The organism is Pectobacterium carotovorum (assembly GCF_900129615.1).
In the GTDB taxonomy this organism is placed as follows: Bacteria; Pseudomonadota; Gammaproteobacteria; order Enterobacterales; family Enterobacteriaceae; genus Pectobacterium; species Pectobacterium carotovorum.
This window is the reverse complement of sequence record NZ_FQWI01000003.1, coordinates 265687-291830: the sequence shown is the minus strand read 5'-3', so window position 1 is coordinate 291830 and position 26144 is coordinate 265687. Positions and strand designations below refer to the sequence as shown.

Here is a 26144-nt window from a genome sequence, read left to right as displayed (position 1 = left end):
CTCTATGATGAAAACAATCGCCCGCAGTGTAATCGGGATGACCGTGATATCAAGAATAATTCTCATATCCAGCACTACGCCAGATGCCATCTTTTCAAAACCCACGCTCGGTATCGCCAACACGAAGCATAAGAAAATATGATGAATTATCACACTTCATTATCACTTTTCTGGCAACACACTTCGCTTAACGACACGCATGACAAAAAAACACAAATTGATACAATAAATAGAGATAAAGATACGATCTTCACGGTGAGTATCCCCCATCAACCCCAGCTCAAATGTGGACAAAAGGCGTATTACCAAGCCACCAGATGCGCTAAGAGATGGTGATTTAACATTATAATTAGTGTGGTAATAATTAAATAAGGAGGATAATGCCGCTAAGCCATTTAATACGTAAGAATATTGTCATATTTTTATTTTCAAAACATTTCAAAAAAGTTGGATTTTTAGTTAAGCCACACCTATAAATATCAAGAATTGGGTGAATATGATCCCAATAACCTAATCCCCATAGCAGAGGGATACACAGCAATATTGTTAATCATATTTGACGACTACTGCTTTTTGTTTCTGAACCAGGTCGGCTTTAGCACCCCTCTTTTTGTTGGTGGTGCCTATCCCCATACGTCTTCCGTTACGGCCACGATCCGCCGGGAGAGGTATTAAGACAATGGTTGCAGATAAGCAAGAGGCTATTTCATGTCAGATATGAATGTTATTGCGGGAAATGCAAATATCCTGTCGCGTCATAGTGGTCAATTCATCAACGCCGTTCCTCAGGGGGCGACGAATGTCGAATTGCTGGAAAGCAGCACAGTCAGAATCTTTGGCACACCAGACGTGGTGTCTCGCTATGAGCGTGTTGGCAACGATCTTATCTTGCACATGAAAGACGGTACCACCGTCCGCTATGAAAGCTTCTTTACTTTGGATGCCGCCGGTTATCACAGCGAACTGGTTTTTGACGATGGCACCCGACTCATCCATGCACAGTTCTCCGGCGCGGCAGCGGCAGAAGGAGCCGTGTTAGCGGGAGAAGCGATTGTCCTTACACCGGAATACGCCACGTTGGGTGATATGGCGTCGCTACTGATCGGCAGCACCACCACCAGCACGTTATCAGCAACCACGTTGGGGGGGATTCTGGGTGCAATCGCCATCGGCGGAGCAGCCATCGCCGTGGGTTCATCAAGCGACGACAATAAGCCCACAACACCTACAGCGCCAGAATCCTTAACCATTGATACTTTCGCTGGGGATAATATCCTGAATCGTGTGGAGATCGGTCAATCCCACATTCTCAGTGGGAAGACTGTCGGCGTCAGCGAGGGGCAGACGGTCACCATCACGTTAAACGGCGTGGTCTACACCACCACCATTGCAGCCGACGGTAGTTGGCGCTTTACGCTGCCAGCAGATGCGTTTACCGGGCTGCAGGACGGCATTTACGCATTAAAAGTGAGCGTGCCGGGTGCTAATGGTGTTATCCATGAGAAAATCCTCGACCTCACCATTGATACCCTACCCCCAAATCTAACCGTTGATAAATTTACGGGCGACAATTATCTCACCGTCGGAGAACTGGCAAACGGCCAGATCCTCAACGGAACCGGTGAAGTAGGCCAGCGCGTAACCATCACGCTCAATGGGAAAACCTATACCACGACCATTAATGCAGACGGTAACTGGACCCTGACCGTGCCCGCCGCAGACCTTCGTGCACTGAGCGAAGGTGAACACGCCTTGTCGTTCACGATCAGCGATAATGCTGGCAATATCACCGTGGTCAACCGCACCATTATTGTCGACACCACGCCACCGGAGCTGTCCCTGTTACCGTTTACCGGAGACAACCTGCTCACCGCCGACGAGCTCCAGTCCTCACAAGTTGTCTCCGGTACGGCTTCCTTATCGGATGTCGGCCAGACCGTGACGATAACGTTTAACGGCACAACCTACACGACGACAGTAGGAAGCGACGGCGCCTGGAGCGTACTTATTCCTTCCGGTGATATCCAGGCGCTGACTAACGGCACCTACACTCTGGTGGCGTCATTAACAGATAAAGCAGGCAACACCACCACGCTGCCGCCACAAACCATCACGGTGGATACCAGCGCCGAAGCAGTCAACATCAGCATCGTCTCGACAGATGACCGTCTGAATGCCGTGGAAGCTGGGCAGCCGCTAACGATTGATGGCACAACGGCCAACGTTGCCGCTGGCCAAACCGTCACAGTCACATTGAATGGAAAACCCTATACCACTACAACAGGCGCAGACGGCAAATGGTCTTTGAACATCCCCAGCGCCGACCTGCTTCTGCTGTCAGACGGCAGTAACACCATCACTGCCAGCGTACAGGGGATCAGTGGAAATACCGTCACAGCTAACCACACGCTGGATGTTCACATCAATACGCTCCCTTCCATTACGCTGACACCACCGTTCACTGACAGCGTATTAAACGCCGCCGAAGCCGCGCAGGATCAGGTCATCCGCGGGGAAACGGGGATTATCGGCAGGGGCCAAACCGTCAGCCTGACGATCGGCGGGTACTATGTGACAGGAACAGTGGATGCCAACGGGCACTGGACAATCACTGTACCTAAAAGCGTGCTGCAAAATCTGCCATCAAACAGCATCAGCGCGCTGGAGATCGTCGTCCGCGATATTGCAGGCAACGAAGCGACCATAACGCAAAATATCACTGTGGATACGACACCACCGACGCTCACCGTCTCCGCGATTGCTCAGGATGACGTCCTCAATGGCGCAGAACTGGCCGTCAATCAGGTGGTCAGCGGGACAGCATCGCTTAGCGAAGCTGGTCGTACGGTCACCGTTACGCTGAATGCCAAACCCTACACCACCACCGTCGGCAGCGACGGCAACTGGAGCATCACGCTACCAACGGCCGATCTGGTGGCTATCGCGGACGGAAACCATAACCTGACCGTTACACTGACCGATGCCGCAGGCAACACCACAACGGTTACCCGCCCGCTGACCATTGACAGCGGCGCAATCACCGTACCGACCATTACCATCAATAATTTCGCAGGCGATAACATCGTTGATGGCGCGGAGGCAAAAGTCAGCCAGCAGTTGAGCGGGACGACGACCAACGTTGAGGCGGGACAGGTTGTTATCATTAGCCTGAATGGGAAAACCTATCTTGCCACCGTGCAATCCGGCGGTGTCTGGAGCATCAACGTTTCAACCGCAGATATCGCGCTGCTGGCGGACGGTGCGCACAGTATTAGCGTCAACGTGAGTAACAAAGCGGGCAACATCGCAAGCGGAAGCCAGAATATCAACGTCGATAAGTCTGGCGACAGCATCGCCATCAACATTATCGCCAGCGATAACCTGTTAAGCCGAGCAGAATCCCTGCAACCGCTGGCGATCAGCGGGAATACCGCCAATGTTCCTGCGGGGCAGACGGTGACCGTGACGCTGAACGGAAAGAACTACACCACGACCGTTGCCGCCGACGGCAGTTGGACGCTGCAAGTCCCCAGTGCCGATCTCCAACTTCTGTCAGACGGCAATGCCACCATCACCGCCAGCGTAAATGTGACAGGAAGCGCTGCCGTAACGGACAATCACACACTCGGCGTTCACATTCACACCCTGCCGCAACCGACGATTGATACGCCATTCGGCAACGGTTCACTGAACGGTGCGGAGGCGCTGGTCAGCCAGACGATTACCGGCCACACCGGCATCAGCGGTGCGGGGCAGACCGTCATCTTGTCCCTCGGCGGGAAATCTTATACGGGAACGGTTGATACCGCAGGTAACTGGAAAGTCACCGTCCCTGCGGCCGATCTCCAGCAGTTACCGGAAGGCAACAACACGCTGTTGGTGACCGCGCAGGATGCCGCGGGCAATCAGGCGGGTAAAACGTTTGTTAGCCCAACCGATTTTACGGCCCCTACCCTGACCATCGGCACTATTGCAGGCGATGACACTATCAACATGGTCGAATCGCAAAGCAACCAGACCGTCAACGGCACCGCCTCAATCAGCGAAGCGGGTCGTACTGTCGTTATCACTTTCGATGGGCAATTCTATACCGGGGTTGTCGGTAGCGATGGCAACTGGAGCATCAACTTACCTACAGCCGCCCTGCGCGGCATGGCCGATGGCAGCTACAAACTGTCTGCCTCGCTAACCGATGCAGTCGGCAATACCGTCAGCGTCGAGAAATCCATTGAGCTCAGTGCGGATCCAGCATTCCAGCCAACGATATTCGTTAACCCTTTCGTTAATGAGAATAACGTCATCACCGCGGCCGATCTCAAAGTCAGCCAGTGGCTAACAGGCACCAGCGCGAACGTGGAAACCGGCCAGATCGCAACCATTCTTCTCAACAAAAAATTCTACTTCGCCGCGATCAAGAGCGGCGGGAACTGGAGCGTGGAAATCCCCGCTGCAGACATGGCACAGCTCTCTGAAGGCACCGTGTCCATCACTGCACAGGTCGCGGATCAGGCGGGAAATGAGGGCAGCCATGAGAACTGGTCCAATGTTGATATAGATAATGACAGCATCTCCATCAGCATTGTCGCGATTGATAACCAGATCAACCGCCTTGAAGCCTCACAGCCGCTGACCATTTCAGGTTCGACGGTCAACGTCACCCCGGGAGAAAGCGTTACCGTCACGCTCAATGGCAAGACCTACATTGGTACGATTGCCGCAAACGGGAGCTGGAGCGTCACAATCGAGAGCAGCGATATGCTCGCCTTGCCGGATGGCACAGCGACTATTACCGCCAGCGTCGCCAACCCCGGTGATGTCCCTGTCACCGCCAGCCGCAATATTGATATCCATATTAACAACCTGCCACAGCCAACGATTGACCAGCCTTTCGGTGACGGCATACTCAACATCATTGAATCAGCCAGCGGGCAGAGCCTGACCGGGAAAACCGGGATTACCGGAGGGGGCCAGAGCGTCATCGTCACGCTGAACGGCAAAGCCTATACGGCAACCGTGGATAATCAGGGGAACTGGAGTACCTCGCTTCCCGCCGCCGACCTGCAACTTCTGCCAACCGGCGTACAGACCATCCGCGTAGAAGCGACGGATACCGCGGGCAACAGCATACAGGGCATTCGCGATATTACCGTCGATATGGTTCGCCCTCTTCTGACGCTGAAACCGCTGACCAGCGACGGCATCATCAACGCCGCTGAAAGCCTGAACGATCAGGTGATCTCCGGTAACGCGCTACAGTCCGAAGCCGGGCGCACCGTCATTGTCACGATCAACAATAAAAATTATCAGGCCCAGATTCAGGCTGACGGTAGCTGGAGTACTACGGTTCCCGCCACCGATCTTCAGGCTTTGGCTGACGGCAGTTACACCGTGACAGCAACATTGACTGGCGCCTCAGGCAACAGCGCCACCAGCACCGGATCATTAACGCTGGATGCCAATCCGGCCAACCTGCCTCTGCTCACCGTCAACGCCATCGCGCTAAATAACATCATCGACGGGGGGGAAATCAACGTCGCGCAAATCATCAGCGGCAGCAGCCTGAATGTCGAGGCGGGGCAGCGCGTTACCGTGACGCTCGGCGACAACACCTACACCGCAACGGTTGACAGCAACGGCCAATGGCGCGTCAGCGTACCGTCTGTCGATCTCCTTCATCTGGCACAAGGCACGCATACCGTCACGATTGGCGTCAACGACGTCAGCGGTAACCCGGCAACGCTCAGCCAGACCATTACGGTGAACACCTCCCTGAGCGGTATCGCCATCGATACCGTCGCGGGCGATGACAAACTGAATCAAGCCGAAGCCTCTCAAGATCTCACCGTCAACGGCAGCAGCCAGAACGTGGCAGCAGGCACCGCCGTCACGATTACGCTGAACGGGAAAAGCTATGCTGGCGTCGTACAACCGAACGGCACCTGGAGCATCACCGTATCAGCAGCGGATGTCAGCACGCTGGCCGACGGCACCTCAACCTTGACCGTCACGACGGTAGACAGTACAGGGAATGTGTTAAGCGGCAGCCGTACGATCGAGGTCTTCACCCACAGTAGCCCGACGCTGACGCTGAACACACCGTTCAGCGACGGCATACTCAATGCCGCAGAAGCGGGCGTGACTCAGACGCTCAGCGGCACAACCGGTATCGCCTCACCAGGGCAAACCGTCACCGCCACACTCGGCGGCGTGACGTACACCGGGATCGTGGATGCGGCAGGTAACTGGACGATTTCTCTGCCTGCAAATGGCCTGCAAAATCTGCCGAATGGCACCACCGCATTGCAGGTGAGCGTCAGTGATGCGGCCGGAAACAGCAGCACCCTAACCAGCAACATAACCGTGGCACGTACGCCGCCTACGTTGACAACCACCAGCGTTACGGCTGACAACATCCTGAATAGCACCGAGGTTCTGAGCAATCAGTTGCTAACCGGTACCGCCTCACCGTCCAGCGCGGGTCAAACCGTGACCGCCACGCTGAATGGGAAAACCTACAGCGGCACCGTCGGCAGTGACGGCACCTGGAACATCACCATTCCGTCAGCCGATCTGAGTAACCTGTCCGATGGCAATTACAGCATCGTGACACGTCTGACCGACGCCGCAGGTAATACCGCCACCACCACGCAGACTATTAGCGTCGATGCCAGCCCGCTCAATGCACCGGTCGTTACAATTGGTACTTTCGCTGGCAACAACATTATCGACGGGGCAGAAGCGCGCGTCAGTCAGGTGATCAGCGGCACCAGTAAAAACGTTGAGCAAGGCCAGACGGTGACGATTAGCTTCAATGGCAAGCCGTATACCGCGCAGGTTCTGTCAAACGGGAACTGGAGCACCACGATCTCAGATGCCGACATGGCACTGCTGGTTAACGGCAGCCAGACGATTACCGTCAGCGTCAGTGATGTTGCTGGCAATACCGCGACATCCAGCAGCACTGTTACGGTTAACACTAACGCGAGCGGGCTGTCGATTGCGCCAATCACCGGGGATAACCAGCTAAACGTGCTGGAAGCGGCAAACGGCATTACGATTAACGGCGGTGCCGTCAACGTGGCACCGGGCACGGATGTCAACGTCATCCTCAACGGGAAAACCTACACCGTACAGGTGCAGCCAGACGGCACCTGGAGCGCCACTATTCAGCCTGCCGATCTACGAGTGCTGGGGGATGGTGTCATCACCGTTAATGTTACAGCCGTCGATCAGGCGGGTAATGCGCTATCGGGTACGCAACAACTGGGCGTCAGTATCAATAATCCACCGGTAGCCTCGCTGCATATGCCATTTAGCAACGGTTACCTGAATCTCAGTGACGCCCAGGCCGGACAGACACTTTACGGCACGACGGGCCTGCGCGGTGCCGGACAAACCGTCAGCATCACCATTGGCACCACGGTCTATTCCGGTACGGTTGACGGCAGCGGTAACTGGAGCCTGCAACTGTCACCGAGCGTTCTGACTCCACTGGCAGACGGACAGCTCAACATTTCCGTGACCGTCAGCGATGCGGCAGGCAATACGTCCACCGTTCAGGGCAGCGCATTCGTTGACTTGACGCCACCGGTGCTGACCATCAACCCGATTGGCATTGACGATATCATCAACATCGCGGAAAGCCTGCTGCCGCTGGAAATCACCGGCACATCGCCCCTCAACGACAGCGGCCGTCCCATCATTGTTAACGTCACTATCAATGGGCAGATCTATCAAGGGCTGGCGCAGGCTGATGGCACCTGGAGCGTCACCGTGCCTGCTGGCGACCTGCAAAATATGCCGAACGGCATCACGGCAATCACCGCCAGCTTGACCGATGCCGCCGGTAACACGGGTACGGTAAGCCATTCTATTACGCTGGATACCGATCCGGCCAAAGCGCCAACGCTGACCATCGCCACGCTGTCGAACGATGATTATCTCAATCTGGCCGAGTCGGGCCTGCCGTTAACAATCAGCGGCAGCAGCCAGAATGTGGAACAGGGCCAGCAAGTTACCATCACCCTCAATAGCCAAAATTACTTCGCCACCGTGGGTCCAGATGGCAGTTGGAGCGTGCAAGTTCCTGCAACGGATGTCGGCAACGTGCCTGACGGTAAGCAAACCGTCAGTGCCAGCGTAACAGACGTGAGCGGCAACCCCGGTTCAGCGACGCATAGCATTACCGTCATCACCGATGCGACTAATCTGCCAGCCATCACCATCGCCACCCTATCTGGTAACGATGTCGTCAGCGCACAGGATACGCAGTCTGACCTGCTCATTTCTGGTTCAACGACGAATGTTCAAGTGGGACAGCGCGTCACGGTGACGCTGAATAGCAAAACGTACCTGGCGACCGTTGGCGCTGACGGTAACTGGAGTACGACCGTTCCCGCCAGCGATGTGCAAAATCTGCCGCAGGGCAATCAGGATGTGACCGCAACGGTCAACGACATCGCACAGAACCCGGCTACGGCCACCCATCCGTTCACGGTCGATACCGTTCCACCGTTGCTGTCCATCGACATGTTGGTTGACACCAGCGACATCGGTTTGGCGGACGCGCTAGCCGGACTACCGCTGAGCGGCAAAGGCGAAGCGGGTCTTCTGGTCACGATAAAAGTCGGCACGGCAGTCTATAGCGCTGTCGCCGATAGCAACGGTGTCTGGCAAATCACCGTTGCGGCAAACGACCTGCTGGCGTTGGGCGACGGCGTGAAAACGCTGCAAGCCAGCGTGACCGACGGCGCAGGCAATGCCAGCGCCGCCAGCATTGATATCACGTTAAAAACGCAGTCGCTCCCGACACTGACGTTGGATTCACTCTATGACAACAATGTCCTGACTATCGCGGAGCTGGCGTCGGCAACGACGATTGGCGGCACTTACACCAACCTGCCTGTCGGGACAGTGATTCAGGTTACGATCGGGGCTTACACCACGACAGGCGTGACGCTTGCAGGCGGCCTGTGGAGCGCCACCATTCCAGCCAATGCGCTGAGCATTCTGGCGGATGGCAACGTACAGGTCAGCGCGACGGTAACAGACAGCGCGGGTAATACCGGCAGCGCGGGCGGTACGTTGGATGTCGTCATCCACACCAATTTCACCATCAGTATCGCTACCCCGTTTGTTGACGGCGTACTCAATCAGGTAGAAAGCACATCGGATCAACTGCTGACGGGCACGACGGGATTCATCGATCCAAGCCAGAGCGTGTCTGTCTCGATCACCAACGGCACGATCACCTCCACCTACAGCGCTACAGTGGCAGCAAACGGTCAGTGGAGTGTGACGCTGCCCGCAGCCGATCTCGCTGCACTGGGTGATGGTACACACACCATCAATGTGACCGCCACGGACCATGCAGGCAATACCGGTTCAGGCAGCGGATCCTTCACCAGCGTGATTGTGGGGGTTCCCGTCGCCTCGCTGGATACGCCGTTCGGCGATGGCAAACTGAGCCTAGCTGATGCACAGCCGGGCGCGACGCTATCCGGGCAAACGGGGCTAACCAGCAACGTGGGGCAAACCGTGTCGGTCAGCATTAACGGTACAAGCCTCCCCGCTACGGTAAATGCTGACGGCAGTTGGTCGCTATCGCTGGATCGCCAGACGCTGATCGACCTGCCGGATGGCTCAGTGAATTTCACCGTCATCGTGACCGACTCTGCGGGCAACACCAGTACCGCAGCGGCCACGGCAAATGTGCTGACTACCACCATGCCAGTGGCAACGCTGGACCTGCCGTTTGGCGATGGCATCCTTAACATCACTGAAATTCAGGCCATCCAAACCTTAACGGGTAAAACCGGTATTACCAGCGCAGGCCAGGAAGTCACGATTACCGTGACCAACAAAGCCACGCTGGCAGTCACCACCTTTACCGCCACCGCAGACGGCTTAGGCGGCTGGTCCAGAGATCTGAGTCCTGCCGATTTGGCGCTCTTTACCGAAGGCAATTACAGCATTAGCGTCAAGGTCACCGACTGGGTGGGCAATAGCAATACCAGCACGGCGCTCGATGTCAGTTCGGCGCAAACGCTGCCAGCGCCGATTATCGACGTGGTGCCGTTTGGTCTCGATAATATTTTGAGCAGCGCCGAAGCCGCATCCGCGCTGACCTTCTCTGGCCGCACGCAGATTGGCGGCAACGGGCAAAGCGTTAAACTGGAGATCGACCTCAACGGCATTCGCTACACCGCAACGGTAGATAGCAACGGCAACTGGTCCGTTACACTCCCTCCTAACGCATTGAATTCGCTGGTCGACGGTCAACATACCATCACAGTGACCGCCGTCGATGCCGCAGGCAACACTGGCACGACTCCCATCATCTTTACCAGCGATCTCACGCCACCGGCTATCACTTTAAATACCCCGTTTGACGACGGCTACCTGAGTATCGTGGAAGCGGGCACCCTGCTGGGCAGAACGCTGAGTGGTAACGCGGGTGATGCCGTGAACGTAACGGTCACATTTGGCGGACAGGCGCTTGTCACACAGCTGAGCGGAGGCGTATGGACAGCCACGCTGACTCCAACACAACTCAGCCAGCTTGCTGACGGAACACATAACATCGTCATCACGGCAACGGATAGCCTAGGCAACAGCGCTACGTTGAATTCTCAGGCGATCATTGCCGTGCAGGTCGCACCGACGCTTACGATTACCGCATTCGCCGGGCTTGATGGCCTCAACTATGCGGAAAGCCGTACCACGCAGACCGTCAGCGGTACCTCCGCCGATTTGGAGGTGGGGCAAACCGTGACCGTCACGCTGAATAACGTCGAGTACACGGCAAAAATTCTCGATAACGGCACCTGGAGCGTAACCATCCCATCAGCCGATTTGCAGGATCTGGCAAATACGACGCACACCATCACCGCCGATGCAACGGATAAAGCGGGTAATCCGGCGACACAGGCCAGCGAGCCATTCAACGTCAACCTGACAGAACCTCCCATGGTGATGGTGATCGACCCGATAGCAAACGACAACATCATTAACGCCAGCGAGATAGGCGGCAATGTCACCATTTCTGGGCGTTCTATCGGCCCGTCATCGTCGATGACCGCAGTATCGCTTGACATTGGGGGGACGCCACTTGTTGTCATCACCGACGCCAATGGCTTCTGGAGCACCACCATTCCCGCCAACCTCTATTTCACCACGCAAGGCAACGTCAATGTCACCGCGACATCGCTCGATGCGATCCTCACGAGAACGGTGCTGGTCGATACCGTCGTGCCCACGCTGGATATCGTTGCTTTTGCCGGTGATAACGTACTGGGCGGCACAGAAGCCAGCACCGCACAGACGATTACGGGGACGGCATCCACCACGGAGGCCGGACAGTTCGTCAGCGTGGTGCTGAATGGAAAAACCTACAGCGCTCAAGTTTCCATCACCGGCACCTGGAGTGTGAGTGTCCCTGCCGCCGATCTGGCACAGTTGACCGATGGTTCCCACACCATTACGGCAACGCTCACGGACACAGCAGGAAATACCACCATAGAGACACAGGTCGTTACCGTCGATACGGGTATTCCACTGCTCAGCGTGACGCTGTTCGATGACAACATCCTGACGCTGGCTGAAGCGTTAGCGGGCGCGGCGATTACCGGTACAGGCGAAGTGGGTGCCACGGTTACGTTAACCGCCGGACCGCTGACAGGCACGACAACCGTCGGTTCCGACGGTAACTGGACGATTCCGGTACTGTCCGCCAATTTACAAAACCTGATCGACGGGCCGCAGGTCATCGGCGTGACGCTGACCGATACCTCAGGTAATAGCACACACCTTGATGTCACGCTTGACGTTGCGTTGAACAAAACGCTCGGCGCAGGCATTACCGATATCTTCGGTAACGATGGCATCCTGAATCTGGCCGAATCACTGTTGACGCAGGTCATCAGCGGTAACGCGACGGGCAACTATCTGGGTGCGAAAGTACAGGTCACCGTGTTGGGCACCACAGTGGAAGGCACCGTCGGAGCCAACGGGGCCTGGAGCGTTGCCCTGCCTTCGAACGTGTTCACTGGCTTAAGCAATGGCCTGCTGGCGGTTAATGTCGACATCGTCGATTCACACGGCAACGTGAAGAATCAGTTGGTCAACATTGACGTATTGAAAACCCTGCCAGTCATTGATTCTGTTGTGGCCTTCACGGATGGCGCACTGAATGCCGCGGATGCTACGACCAGCCAGATTATCAGCGGTGTAGTCAGCAATGTGAATATTGGCGCTGGCGCAACGGTTGCCGTGACGTTGGGCACCAAAGTTTACACCGGGATTACCGTCGGTGCAGGCGGCGCCTGGAGCCTGTCCGTTCCTGCGCTTGATTTACAAGCCTTGCAAGATGGAACGCTGGCGCTGGGCGTCGCGGTCACCGATCACGCAGGCAATACCGCCAGCCAGATCGTGAACGTTCCAACCGTCATCAAGAATCTGCCGAGTATTACGCTCAACCCGGTCTTTGGCGATAGCCTGTTGAATCTGGGCGACCTGCTGGTCAACCAAACGCTTAGCGGCACGGCCACCGGTCTGGCAGGCAGAACCATTACGCTCAGCATTTCAGGCTCACAAATCGCCACAGCCACCGTCGGCTCAGATGGCAAGTGGAGTGCTGCCGTCACCCCTAGCGTACTGGGTATTCTACAAGGGCTCGGCAGCGGTGATTTCACTGTGAGCGCCACCGCGACAGACAGCGTAGGCAATAGCAGCAGCGGCAGTGCTGGCATCAAGTTCGATTTCGCCCAGCCGGTGATTACGCTCAACCCGGTATTTGGCAACGATGGTTTCCTCAACGCCGCAGAAGCACTGGTGGCGCAAACGATCGGTGGCGTGGTCACCAATGCCAGCGCCGGATCGCAGGTTGCCGTTACCCTTGGTGGTAAAACCTTCCTGTCTACGGTTGGAGCGGGAGGCGCGTTCAGCCTGACGCTACAACCGTCCGATCTCGGCACGCTGCTCGATGGCAGTACCACGCTGAATGTGTCGGTTACGAATACTTCCGGCAATGTCGGCACGGTCAATAACGCTATCAATATTATTGCCAAAAACCTGCCGACGATTAGCCTTGGCTCACTGTTTGGCGGTGACGGTTTCCTCAATGCCGCAGAAGCCGCATTGACGCAGACGATTAGCGGCACCACCACTAACGCCGTCGCGGGATCGTCTGTCGTGATACGCATCGGCACCCTGACGCTAAATGCGACCGTTGGCAATGATGGCACCTGGAGCACCAGCGTCACGCCGCTGCAACTGTCCGGCTTGGCGAACGGTAACCTCACCGTCAGTGCCACGGTAACCGACCCGGCAGGCAACAGCACAGGTATCAGTACGGGCCTTAATATCGCCATATTGCCGCCGACTATCACCCTTAACCCATTGTTCAACAACGGTGTCCTGGATCTCCCTAGCCTGTTAAGTACGCAACTCATCGGCGGGACCACGGCCAATGTACCGGCGGGCACTGCGATCAACGTCACGCTGGGCAGTAAAACCTACACCACAACGGTCGGTGCCAACGGCAGTTGGAGCCTGCCGGTTCCTAGCCTCGATCTGAAAGCCCTTGCGGATGGCGTCACTAACGTCGGCGTTCGTCTGGTCGATGCGGCGGGTAACGTGGGCACACAGACCAGTACCGTCAGCGTAGCGATTAACGGTCAGCCGACGCTGACCATCAGCCCACTCTTTGGCGGTGACGGCCTGCTCAATGCCGTCGAAGCGGCGGCGGGTCAGGTCATCAGCGGAACCAGTACCAATGCGATAGGTTCCACGATCCAGATCTCACTGGGTACCAAGACTTACTCTGCCGTGGTGCAAAGCAACGGTAGCTGGTCTGTCAGCTTGCCTTCGCTCGATCTCAACAGTCTGACCGACGGCACACTTTCCCTCAACGCCTCTCTGACCAACGCAGCAGGGAAAACGACCAGCGCGGGCGCCTCAATCGGTGTGGGCGTTCATGCACTGCCAACGGTCAACCTCGGTTCCCTGTTTGGCGGAGACGGCTACCTGAATCTGGCCGAAGCGGGCATAAACCAGATCATCAGCGGAACCACAACCAACGCGGCAGGCGGTAGCGTCACGCTGACCGTGGGCGGACTCGTGCTCAACGCCGCTGTCGCCAGCAACGGTACCTGGAGCATCAGCGTCCCGAGCGCTAACCTGCTCAACATCGCCGATGGCAATTTGTCCGTCGGTGTCAAAGTCACTGACCGCTATGGCAACACTAACAACACCAGCAGCAATGTGGTCGTGAAAACGCACCAGTTGCCGCAGTTGGGTATTGATGCGGTGGGATCGCTGATTGGTAACACGGTTGGCCTGCTGGCGAACGGCATCACCGTCAGCGGAACATCGCGCTACGTGCAGCAAGGGGCCAAGGTAACCGTCACGCTGCTCGGCCAGACGCTACAGGGTACCGTCGGCTCCGATGGCAAATGGAGTGCGCAATTCAGCAGCTCGTTACTGGGTATCAACGTTTTCAACGTGGGCACGATTTTGGCAGCGCTGCTGGGAACGGCGGTTGAAGCCTCCGTCACCGATCAGGCGGGTAACTTCACCGGCGTATCTGCGGGATTAACCTCCGGAATCTCCCTCGGGTTACCGCTGATGAGCATGATGGCGCTGGATGTTGACGATAGCAGCGTCGCTCAGGTGTCTTCGCTGTCCAGCGAACAGAGCGACACTGGGGAAAGCGCCGATGCGCAACCCCTTCATGTCAGCTCGAAAATGGCGGCGGTCGCACTCAGCGAGACGCACACCATCGACAACAGCGCCAGTACCGATGTGGAAGAGAGCGTTTACGCCATCGGCGGGGTCGTCGTCAATCTGGCCGACGGCAGTGTGCAAACAGGTACAGATGTCGAAGGCGGTGAAGGCGACGATCTCATTACGCTCTCAACGCTCGACTTCACCCAGATCGATGGCGGCAACGGGATTGATACGCTGGTTCTGGATGGCACCGAGCTCAATCTGGATCTCACCGCACTGGGGCTGAAAATCGACAATGTAGAGATCTTCGATTTAGGCCAAAACGGCACCAACAGCATCACGCTGGATCTCGACCGCGCCCTGAATGTCACCGACCGACCAGAAGATGACCTGCTGATCGTCGGGGGCGAAGGCAATCAGGTGAACCTCATCCCAGGCGAAGGGGCGTGGAGCACGGTAGGACAGCGCGATATTGATGGTCAACGTTTCGACGTCTACCACCATTCATCGTTAGATAGCGCCAACAACCTGGGAGATGTACTGGTGCAGCAAGGCCTGCTCGTCAATATGGTGTAACGACAGTCCCCTTATGATGAGGTGTTACTGTTACCCGGCGTAAAAATTATGCAGCGGTGGGCATGAGCACCGAGTGAGCGGCATGGAGGCCGCGAAAGTCAGTGCCGCGTAGGACAAAAACGTCAGAGACGTTTTTGAACAGCACTTGTGCTGGCCCGAAGGGCGAGCCCCATTTATGGGGCGAGTAAACGCGTCACTGGCGGCTCGAATCGTGCTCATGAACACCGATGGCACCGCGTAGCGGCATAATTTCCGCCAAAAGCCTGGGGTCTCGGGGCGAACGGCGTTTGAGCCGTCCCGAGTCGGGCGCGTGCTACGAGATGGCATAAAAATAGCGCCATTATCGCGCACGAAACGGCATCAGCATCGGCATAGATACGTGTTCAAGAGACAGAACGAAACTGCCTCGGTAGCGGCACAAATATGTGTAAAGGAACTAAAACAAAGCGTGATGAAAACAGGGGTCATTGATGCACAAACCATTTTTTATCAGGGGCATGTTTTTTCCGCGCAATCGCGCTTTTTTAACGCGTACATTACGCCATCACACGTCGCGCGGTGTGCTGAAGATCGGGCTGACGGCCGGGCTGGCGCTTGGGCTGGCCTGCGGTGGACTTCCTTTCCTCTACAGCCCGCCGACGTTTGCTCAGGCCGTCGCGTTTGACTGGTCCGCCGCACCAACGGAACAACAGGTCGATAGCCTGGATCTCAAGCAGGCTATTCTCCGCGCGTTCGCACGTAACCCACAAATCGCACAGGCCTCAGCGCAAATTCGCGTCGGCGAAGCCGATCTGCGCGTGGCGCAAAGCGCCTGGTTCCCGCAAATCGGCCTGAGCGGCAATGTCGGCCGATCAGATCAAAGTGATACCGGCGGCACGATGAGCAACAATTCCACAGCGGGTCTTACGCTGAAACAGCTCCTGTACGATTTCGGTAAGACCGGCGGCAGCATTGATGAGCAGCACAGCCTGTCAGACGCCTACCGCTATCAGCTCTACGGCACCATGACCACGGTCGGCCAGCAAACCTTGCTCACCTACCTGAAAGTCAAACGCTATCAGGAACTGAGTCAGGCGGCCGAGCGCAATATCACGTCGCTCAGTCTGGTAAAAGACACCGCGACGCTCCGCGCCGAGGCTGGTCTCAGTACGCAATCCGACATCCTGCAGGCGGAAACCCGCATCGCGGGTATGCGAGCAACGCTGGAGCAATACCGTGCGCTGGAGCGTTCCTCACTGGCACAGCTCAGCGTGTTAACCGGCGTTCTCCCCACCGCCCTGCCCGATCTGCCCCGCGCGCTGCTGCAACAAAAGATTACGCTCAAGGCGCTCCCATACCAGCAGAGTAATGCAGTGCTGAGCGCGCAGTCCAAGCAAGAGGCCTCGCGCCACCGGATTCGTCAGGCAGAAGCCCAGCACTTCCCCACCATTGCCGTGCAGGCAGGTCGCACCCGCTATGAAACCGACAGACGTAATTACTGGGATGACCAGCTACAGTTGGTAGTAGAAGCCCCGCTTTATCAGGGCGGTGCCGTCAGCGCACGTGTTGATGCGGCGTCAGGCACGCGCGAAGCGGCGCAGGCCGAAGTCGAAGCGGCGAAACTGGATATGAACCAGAAAGCCTCAACGGCCTATGCCGATCTCATCGGTGCGCAGCAGCGTGAAAAAGCCAGCCAGCAGCAAATTACCAGCGCGACCTACACCCGCAACGTCTATCAGGATGAGTACAAGCTCAGCAAGCGCAGCCTGAACGATCTGCTCAGCGTCGAGCAAGACGTATTGCAGGCTGAAACCTCACGCATCGGCGCGTTATACGATGGCTGGGAGGCGGCGGTTAACTATGCCGCTGCCGTCGATAATCTGCTGGATATGCTGGGTATTGAGCGCCATGAAACCACTGGTGAGACGCTACCGTCGCTGTAAGCCGGCTCGCCTGCCGGATAAGAATATGCAGGAATATTAATGACAAAAGTCACCCAAACTGAAGTCTGGATTGCCGCGATGGCTCGCGCCGCCGCCCACTATGGACAGGTGGTCGATACCCAGTCGGTACGCCAGCAGATGCGCTGGTACGAACAGCAGCCGGTAGCCCGCCAGTTAGAACAAATCAGCCATCTGATGGGATTGAGCATCAGCCTGCGACACACGGAGAAGCTCCGCTGGCGCAACAAGATCTTACCGGTGCTGGCGGAAACTGACGACGGCGGCGTTATCGTCATCGAATCATTGAATGACGAAGGCATCGCCACCTACTGGCTGAATGACGGCGGCGATCTTCAGCGCGAGGCCGAACTGACGGAACTCATCAAACATAGCCAGGGGATTATCGTGCTAGTCGGCATCGCGGAACGCGGCCGCGATACCCGTATCGATGATTTCGTCAAACCGTACCGCAAGCACTGGTTCTGGCAACACTTTCGCGGCGCAAAACGACAGATCGGGGAAATCTCTCTGGCCTCTATCGTGGGTAACGTTCTGGCGCTGGCGGGGATTCTGTTCTCCATGCAGGTGTATGACCGAGTGATTCCGGCGCAGTCGATTCCCACGCTGTGGGTGCTGTTTTTCGGTGTGCTGCTGGCCGCCGCATTAGAGTATGCCATCCGTTTATCACGTACCATCGTCTCCGACCTGATGGGAAAAAGCATCGATCTGAACGTGTCGGGTATGCTGTTCGCCCGCGCACTGGCGATAAAAAATGAGGCTCGTCCGAAATCCACCGGCTCGTTTATTTCGCAGCTGCGGGAAATCGATCAGGTGCGTGAACTGCTGACCTCGACGACCGTCGGGGCAGCCGCTGATATGCCGTTCGTCTTGCTGTTTCTCGGCATCATGGCGATGATCGGCGGCCCGCTGGTATTTATTCCCATGCTGGCGATCCCGCTGATTGTGATCCCCGGCCTGCTGTTGCAATGGCCGATGGCGAAGCTCGCCAAAGAAGGGATGCGTGAAAGCGCATTGCGCAATGCGGTACTGGTCGAATCCATCGAAGGGATCGAAGATATCAAGGCGTTGCAGGCCGAACCCTACTTCCAGCGCCAGTGGGAGCAAACTCACGAAGTCAGCGCCGCCATCGGGATGAAGCAGCGCGTGTGGGGGGCACGGCTCAGCGGCTGGGCATCGACCGTTCAACAGCTCACCTATGCTGGCATGCTGGTTTTCGGCTGCTATCTGGTGATGGCAGGTGATATCACTACCGGTACGCTTGTGGCCTGTAGCCTGCTTTCCTCCCGCACCATCGCCCCGCTCATGCAGCTAACAATGGTGTTTTCCCGCTGGCAGCATGCGAAAACCGCTATGACGGGGCTGGATGACCTCCTGCAAAAACCGCTGGATCGGCCGGAAGACGGCAAAATGGCACACTGTCCGATCCTTCAAGGGCACTTCCAACTGCACAACGTGCAATACAGCTACGACCCCGAAAAGGGCGATACCGCCTTGCAGGTCGGCAAGCTGGAGATCAAACCGGGCGAAAAAGTGGCGCTGCTGGGTAAGGTCGGCGCGGGGAAATCCACCCTGCTCAAGCTGCTTGCCAATCAGGCGACCGCGACGCGCGGCAAGGTCATCATTGATGGCGTCGATATCAGCCAGATCGATCCGGCGGATGTCCGCCGCCAGTTGGGTTTTCTGTCACAGGAATCTCGCCTGTTCTTCGGCAGCCTGCGGCAAAACCTGATGCTCGGCAACCCGCACGCTACCGAGCAGGAACTGTTGCAGGCGCTGCGCATTAGCGGCGCGCTTAGCCTGATCCAACAGGATGCTTCCAGTCTGGATCGCATCATTCATGAAGGCGGGCGCGGTTTATCCGGCGGGCAGCGGCAGATGATTCTGCTCAGCAGGATGCTGTTGCGAAATCCCCAGATTGTGCTGCTGGATGAACCCACCGCCTCGATGGATGAACAGCTGGAAAGCCACGTGATCCATCAATTAAGCAGTTGGCTCACGGGCCGCACGCTGGTACTGGTGACACACCGTCCAGCGCTGCTCAAGCTGGTTGACCGCGTGGTTGTCATGGATGGCGGGCGCATCGTGGCTGATGGCCCGCGTGATCAGATTTTGAAAGCGGTCAGCAAACCGGCAGATACCGCACAGAGCGTGGCGTAAGGGGAACACAATGAGTAGCATCACGATCCATGATGACCTGAAACGCCAGGGTCGACGCGTCTCCGTTATTATCTGGCTCAGCCTGCTGGGGCTGATCGTATTTTTTATCTGGGCCACCTTCGCCGTGCTGGATGAGGTTTCCGTCGGGAGCGGTAAGGTGACGCCGTCGACCCGCGCACAGGTGATTGAAAGTCTGGACGGCGGGATTATCGGCCAGATCTATGTGCAACAAGGTAACGTCGTCGAGAAGGGTCAGGTGCTGGCGCAGTTGGACATCAACCGCTTCCAGTCCGTCTACGGCGAAGCCTTCTCCCGCGTGCAGACGCTGCGGGCGTCCGCCGAACGTCTGCACGCCGAGCTCAGCGGCGCACCGCTAAAATTCAGCGCAGAAACCATGAAGGAACCCGCGCTGGCCGCACGCGAACGTCAGCTTTATGAATCACGCTTGCGCAATCGCGATGAAACCGTCGCCAACCTGCAACAGTCTATGCGGCTGGTGGAACAAGAACTGCGGATGACGGAGCCGCTGGTGCAGCGCGGTGCCGCCAGCGCCGTCGAGGTGATCCGGTTACGCCGTCAGATTAGCGAAATCCGTGGCAAAATCGACGAAGCCAACAACCAATACGCCGTCCGGGCGCGGGAAGAACAGGTCAAAAACAACGCCGATCTGGAAGCGCAGATGGAAGTAGTCAGCGGGAAAGCCGATCAGCTCAAGCGCGCCACCATCACGTCACCGGTGCGAGGGATTGTGAAAGATATTCAGGTCACGACCGTGGGCGGCGTGCTGCAACCGGGCGGCAAGCTGATGGAAATCGTGCCGCTGGAAGATCAGTTGCTGATCGAAACGCGCATCAACCCGCGCGATATTGCCTATATCCGGCCGGGTTTGCCCGCTACGGTAAAAATCACTGCCTATGATTCTTCCATCTACGGCAATTTAACGGGCGAAGTCGAAAGCGTGTCACCCGATACTCTTCAGGACGAAGTCAGGCGCGATCAGTTTTATTATCGGATCTATGTGCGCACCACGCAGGCGGAGCTGACCAACAAAGCCGGGGAAAAATTCCCCATCGTACCTGGCATGGTCGCCAGCGTGGAGATAAAAACCGGTCAAAAAAGCGTGATGGACTATCTGATTAAACCGCTGAATAAGGTCAATGAAGCGCTGCGTGAACGTTAAGTCAGTACACTCAATGCACGCTTTATAAATAACGGTGCTGTGATTGCTGAAAAAGTGAGTCGAGCGGTGATAATGGGTAGATCGTAAAGACGCTGCGAGTACCTCCCTGTAAGCTCGAGCCGCGCAAATATGAATCTCATTACTGAGATTCACCCTTTCAGGGCCGTCGCTAGCGACGTTCAAAAACGTTCCTGACGTTTTTGTCCCTGGCGCGGACGCTTTACTCTTCTATCCCATTACCACCGTTCTCGTTCTGCAAGTAGATTTGTCAACGCTCTGGACGTTGTCATGACAAAACAACTTATTAATCGAACTACTTCTTAACGGTGACGTTCTTGATTTGCCATGTACTGTCGCTCGTCAGTTTGACGTTCTTCATCGTCACTTCTATCGGCTTTTTCGCATTCTCGCCGTTCAACACCACCACACCTTTGGTTTGAGACGTAATATCCTTAAACGTAATGTCGCTCCAGTCAGGAACATTACTTCCCTCTTTTTTCTCATATACCGTGTCAATCACGATCGGTTTCGCCACGTTCTTCATGACTACGTTGCTATACCGAACACCATTGACAACGCCGGCTGCCGATTTGTCACTTTTAATACGTAAGCCATTCGTGGTGCCAGTCATAACCAGATCATCGACCGTCACGTTATAAACCCCCATCGTTTCGCTACCGATCGACATGCCATGCCCCGTTCCAAATTCATTATGCAAAATGGAAATATTGCGTGTCTCAGAACGACCTTTATAGGCTTTGATCGCCACATTATCGTCACCCGTCGAAATATTACTGTGGGCAATGGTGATGTTCTTTGACGACATAGGATCGATACCGTCGGTGTTTCTGGCAGTGGACGGCGTTTTGATCGTGGTTTTCCACGCGGTGAAACCGTCACCATCGCTGAACACGACGTGGAAGTTCGGAGAATTAATGAGAGAGACGTTATACAGCGTGAAATTCTTGCTCTTATTAATCTGAATCAGCCGGGGGGTATTCTGTTTTAACTTTTTCACTTTGGCATCGGCAGCCAGATCCCACCAGCTCACCTTTTTATCCTGAAGCTTCACGCCCCCTTGTCCATCAATGGTGCCCGGCCCATAGATTCCGCTACCTGTCGTACTCGTCGCGGTAATAAACGCATCACAGCCTTTACCGTTTGTATCCACCACGCCACAGGATGACGGTGCGTTCTCAAAAGACTTAGCATTATTCACAGCACGTAGAGTCACTCCTTTGTCGATTAATAAGCTCACGCCAGAAGGTAGAGAAAGCGGACCGCTCAGAAAAACAGACGAACTCCCTGCGCTCAATCTTACTGCTTTTCCTTGCCCGCAATTATTCAGCGCTTTTTGAATCGTACTCGTTGCCGTACTACTGTCCGCTTTAAGCACCGTACAGGAAGACGGTGCTTTCGGCTCACTTACCGTTCGAGAATCAGAAGCAAATGCCGATGTGCTGAACAGGCCGATAAGCCCTAGTGATAATGATAAAACTCGCTTGCCTGATTGATATTCCATGTCAAACCTTACCTTATAGATATCCGCAATTTTATTGTGACTAAAAAGGAATTACGCATTCTCTTTATTTAATTAAGAAACATGAAACGCCTTTATAGAAACTAAAAGTTGTCGCACATGAATATGTAGATTAATAAAAGTCCATTTACATAAAAAATTTCAATGCTTATTCATAAAAGCATTCAATTTTACGCATGATTAAATTATCACCAGAAAAGTAAATGGCACATCAATGAAACGTAGAAACAAAGCGAATCCCGTCACGCGCAGCAGTAGGTGAGTGGTAAGATTTTTGCCTCTTCACACCATTCACTTTTCTTATTCTTTAATAAGAACCTTCCGAATGATTATTAATTCTCTAAAAATAATTAAATAGAATATAATCAATTAGAATTAAAATTAAATATAAAATAATAACAGACTAAATTAAATAATCTGATTAACCTCAACAATTTCGTCGAATCATTATTCATTTCATATTCTCTGCTATATAATCCTTCTCGATGCGCAAGGACTCCCTCTTTATTTGGAATAAATAAAGAGAAAAATATCCGTTTAATTTACAAGGAAAAACACATGTTTAAGTATTTAACACCGATATTTTTATGCACCGCTGCTATTTCTTTTCAGGCTCAGGCTGATGACACCATGCTGATGCTGCTGAAAAAAGATAATGCCACCTATTTAAGCTGGTCTACCGATGCAGGCAATGTTGTTCGCCAGGATGTGTATCGCAGCACCAGTAGTGCTCAGGCAGGCAGCGAAAAAATCGCAGAGCTCAATTCCACAGACAGAACCTTTACCGATTTAACCGCCAATCCACAGTCAGACTATTGGTATTGGGTGGATACCGTTAGCGGCAATAATAGCGTTCTGAAATCTAATGCGGCCTCAACAGCACCTGCGCCATTACGTGCAGCGCCGCTTAAAGCAGCCAGTTCAGAATGTAAAGCGGGAGCGGTAATTAAAGATAAAACCGTCGACTGCGGTGGTATTACTCTGGGTCTGAGCTGTAAAGGCGACAGTGATAAACAGCCTCCTGTTATCACACTGGAAAATGCCACCATTAAGAACCTGCGCATCTCTGAAAAAGGCGGTTCTGACGGTATCCACTGTAAGTCAGGCAACTGCCGTATTGAAAACGTGATCTGGGAAGACGTTTGTGAAGATGCGGCAACCAACCTGGGTAAAACCATGACCATCGTCGGCGGTGTGGCACATAACACCACCAATGGCCCTGGCGGCAAGCCGGACAAAGTACTGCAGCAGAATTCCAAAAACAGCCACACGATCGTACAGGGCAACTTCACCCTGACTGGTCAGCACGGCAAACTGTGGCGTTCTTGCGGTGACTGCACCAACAACGGTGGCCCACGTAACCTCACCATCATCAGCGCAACCGTTAACGGCACCATCGACAGCATCGCTGGCGTAAACCGTAACTTTGGCGACGTCGCTGAAATCCGTGATTTGCGTATTAAAAACTACAAAGCAGGTAAACCTAAAATCTGTGAAGAGTTTACTGGTGTAGAAAAAGGCAAAGGCACACCAACAAAACATGACGAGCAGTGGGATACCAAGAACTGCAAAGTCAGCCGTTCAAACGTTAAAGCTCTGTAATTCTGCCAGCAGAATTCACATATAAATTAATACCCCCTCTGGGGTCCTGACGCATCAGTCACCTACAGACCGTGCTTATTCAAGCACGGTCTGTTTCATTTCATCACCCTTGCTGCAATTCGGTAAACAGCATGCGTTTCAACGCCAGCTCGACGCCACGCAGTTCCGCCAGCCCTTTCAACCGCCCAATTGCCGAGTAGCCAGGATTGGTTTTCTTTTTCAGATCGTCCAGCATCTGATGCCCGTGATCTGGCCGCATCGGGATCGGACGGCGATCGCCCGCCTTCTGACGCCGCAGTTCTTCCGCCAGAATGGCTTTGATAATCGCCACCATGTCCACATCCCCCTGCAAATGCGCCCCTTCATGGAACGAGTTGGGATTGTCTTCCCGACAGGTGGCACGCAGATGGGTGAAATGCACGCGATCGCCGAACGTTTCCAGCATCGTCACCAGATCGTTATCGGCACGTACGCCGTACGATCCTGTGCAGAAGGTAAAGCCGTTATGAAGGCTATCGACCGTCTGTTTCAGCCAGTGCATGTCGTCAATCGTGGACATCACGCGCGGCAGCCCAAGGATCGGACGTGGTGGATCGTCAGGGTGAATGGCAAGGCGGAGGCCGACAGCTTCCGCAACGGGCACAATCTCACGGAGGAAATGTCCAAGGTGCTCACGGAGTTTCGCATGGTCGATACCATCATATTCCGCCAGACGGCCACGGAATTGCTCCAGCGTATAGCCCTCTTCGGACCCCGGTAGCCCGGCGATAATGTTGCCCGTCAGGCGCGCGATATCCTCTTCGCTCATCGCACGGAAGTAGTCGGCAGCCTGTGCCTGTTCATTCGCCGTATAATCTTTTTCAGCATCGTGACGCTTCAAGATATGCAGTTCAAAAGCTGCAAAGGCGATATGATCGAAACGCAGCGCCTTTGCGCCATCCGGCAGCACATATTCCAGATCGGTTCGCGTCCAGTCCAGCACGGGCATGAAGTTATAACACACCGTATCAATGCCGCACTGCGCCAGGTTACGCAGCGATTGCTGATAATTGGCAATATGCTGTTGATAATTCCCCGTCTGTGTTTTGATCTCTTCATGAACCGGCACGCTTTCTACTACCGACCACACCAGCCCTTTCGCCTTCAATTCGGCTTTGCGCTTTTCAATCTCTTCAATCGACCAGATTTCGCCATTCGAGATGTGGTGCAACGCCGTCACCACGCCGGTCGCACCGGCTTGCCGCACATCATCCAGTGAGACAGGATCGTTCGGGCCGTACCAACGCCAGGTTTGTTCCATACTGAGTTACCTTTTTTCGCCAAGTGAGAGAGTTGTTTTCGTCACTTTCTTTCATCAATAAATAAGGAAAAGCCTACCTCACCGACACAGGCTGTCAAACGAAACTCACGAATTGATTGACCAATTACACAAAAAATTCGCATTTTGGACTAACATCATGCGTAATCAGGCTGAAATAGTGAGGAGAAAAGTCAGAAATGGATTATTTGGTCTGATATCTTTTCTCTCCGTACACCAATGCGATGCCGGAGAGAAAAGTTACACAGGGAAGAGAAACACAGGGGGAATCAGGATTCCAGACGCGAAGGAACGGACTCGAACAGGTAGCCGTCGAAGGCCGGATCGTCCACATTTGAGATTTCCAGCAGTTTAATTTTTACGTTTTCCAGATGCTGCCACATTGCCTGACGCGCCATGTTCACATCACGACGAGACACGGCACGCAGGATTTGTTCATGATCGTCCAGCCACTGGCGCTGATAGCTGAAATCATCGGTATGGGAGTGAATGCCCTGCCACATGGGGCTGCGTTTACGCGCCTGCCACACCTCATACACCATATTGGCTAAAACGCTGTTTTGGGTAGACTGCGCCAGCAGGCAATGGAATTGTTCATCGGCGCTTTCATCCACGCTGCCGTTCTCAAGCGACGCCCGTTCTTGTTCAATGGCCTGCCGCATTTTCACGATGTCGCTCTTGGTCGCCTGCATCGCGGCAAACGCCGCGACTTCGCCTTCCAGCAGTTGACGCGCCTGCATCAGCTCGAAGGGGCCATAGCCGCTGTCCACCACGCTGTCTTTTCCCTGCGCGCTCGGCAACTGCATGACATAAACGCCAGAGCCTTTGCGCACCTCAATCAGCTTTTCCAGCTCCAGCATGATCAGGGCTTCACGCACTACGCTGCGGCTGACGTTGTAGGTTTCAGCAATATCACGTTCGGGAGGCAAGCGGTCGCCAATCTGATAGTTTCCCTTCAGAATTTCCGCGCGAAGATTGTCGCCAATCTGCTGATATAAACGCATACCGCCATCCCTTTATTCAACATCGGCCATCGTAATATTGGCCTGACCAAAAGACAGAAAAAACGCCCAATTTGTCTGAAGTATAACATGAAGCCTT

At 54.9% G+C, this 26144-nt stretch carries 8 protein-coding genes; 5 read left to right on the top strand and 3 right to left on the bottom strand.

What is annotated here, in order from left to right; translation table 11 throughout:
- The first annotated feature begins 708 nt into the window (after positions 1–708).
- The 4 genes from BUB06_RS08355 (at position 709) to BUB06_RS08340 (ending at position 20583) form a co-directional block, all read left to right on the top strand.
- Positions 709–15303, top strand: a complete 14595-nt coding sequence (locus BUB06_RS08355) for an Ig-like domain-containing protein (RefSeq protein ID WP_039472321.1) — start codon at positions 709–711, stop codon at positions 15301–15303.
- Positions 15304–15773: 470 nt separating this feature from the next.
- Positions 15774–17225 (top strand): TolC family outer membrane protein, encoded by a 1452-nt coding sequence (locus BUB06_RS08350; RefSeq protein ID WP_080726781.1) that lies wholly within the window; start codon positions 15774–15776, stop codon positions 17223–17225.
- 39 nt (positions 17226–17264) lie between these two features.
- The gene (locus BUB06_RS08345; RefSeq protein ID WP_039472319.1) at positions 17265–19403 is read left to right on the top strand and encodes a type I secretion system permease/ATPase; all 2139 of its coding nucleotides are present in this window, start codon (positions 17265–17267) and stop codon (positions 19401–19403) included.
- A gap of 10 nt (positions 19404–19413) precedes the next feature.
- On the top strand, positions 19414–20583 hold the full coding sequence (locus BUB06_RS08340) for an HlyD family type I secretion periplasmic adaptor subunit (RefSeq protein ID WP_010298484.1): 1170 nt from the start codon (positions 19414–19416) through the stop codon (positions 20581–20583).
- 313 nt (positions 20584–20896) lie between these two features.
- Here the strand turns inward: BUB06_RS08340 and BUB06_RS08335 are convergent, their stop codons facing one another.
- Complete coding sequence (locus tag BUB06_RS08335) at positions 20897–22105, bottom strand: glycoside hydrolase family 28 protein (protein WP_039472317.1); 1209 nt, start codon at positions 22103–22105, stop codon at positions 20897–20899.
- Between the two features lie 576 nt (positions 22106–22681).
- Between BUB06_RS08335 and pelI the strand changes: the two genes are divergently transcribed.
- A complete protein-coding gene (gene pelI, locus BUB06_RS08330; RefSeq protein WP_039472315.1) occupies positions 22682–23725 on the top strand; it encodes a pectate lyase PelI in 1044 nt (347 codons plus the stop codon).
- 103 nt (positions 23726–23828) lie between these two features.
- Here the strand turns inward: pelI and uxuA are convergent, their stop codons facing one another.
- Positions 23829–25025, bottom strand: a complete 1197-nt coding sequence (uxuA, locus tag BUB06_RS08325; RefSeq protein ID WP_039472313.1) for a mannonate dehydratase — start codon at positions 25023–25025, stop codon at positions 23829–23831.
- A 287-nt stretch (positions 25026–25312) separates the two neighbouring features.
- Positions 25313–26047 carry an FCD domain-containing protein gene (locus BUB06_RS08320; RefSeq protein ID WP_039472311.1) on the bottom strand — a complete coding sequence of 245 codons (735 nt, stop codon included), beginning with the start codon at positions 26045–26047 and terminating at the stop codon, positions 25313–25315.
- Positions 26048–26144: the final 97 nt, after the last annotated feature.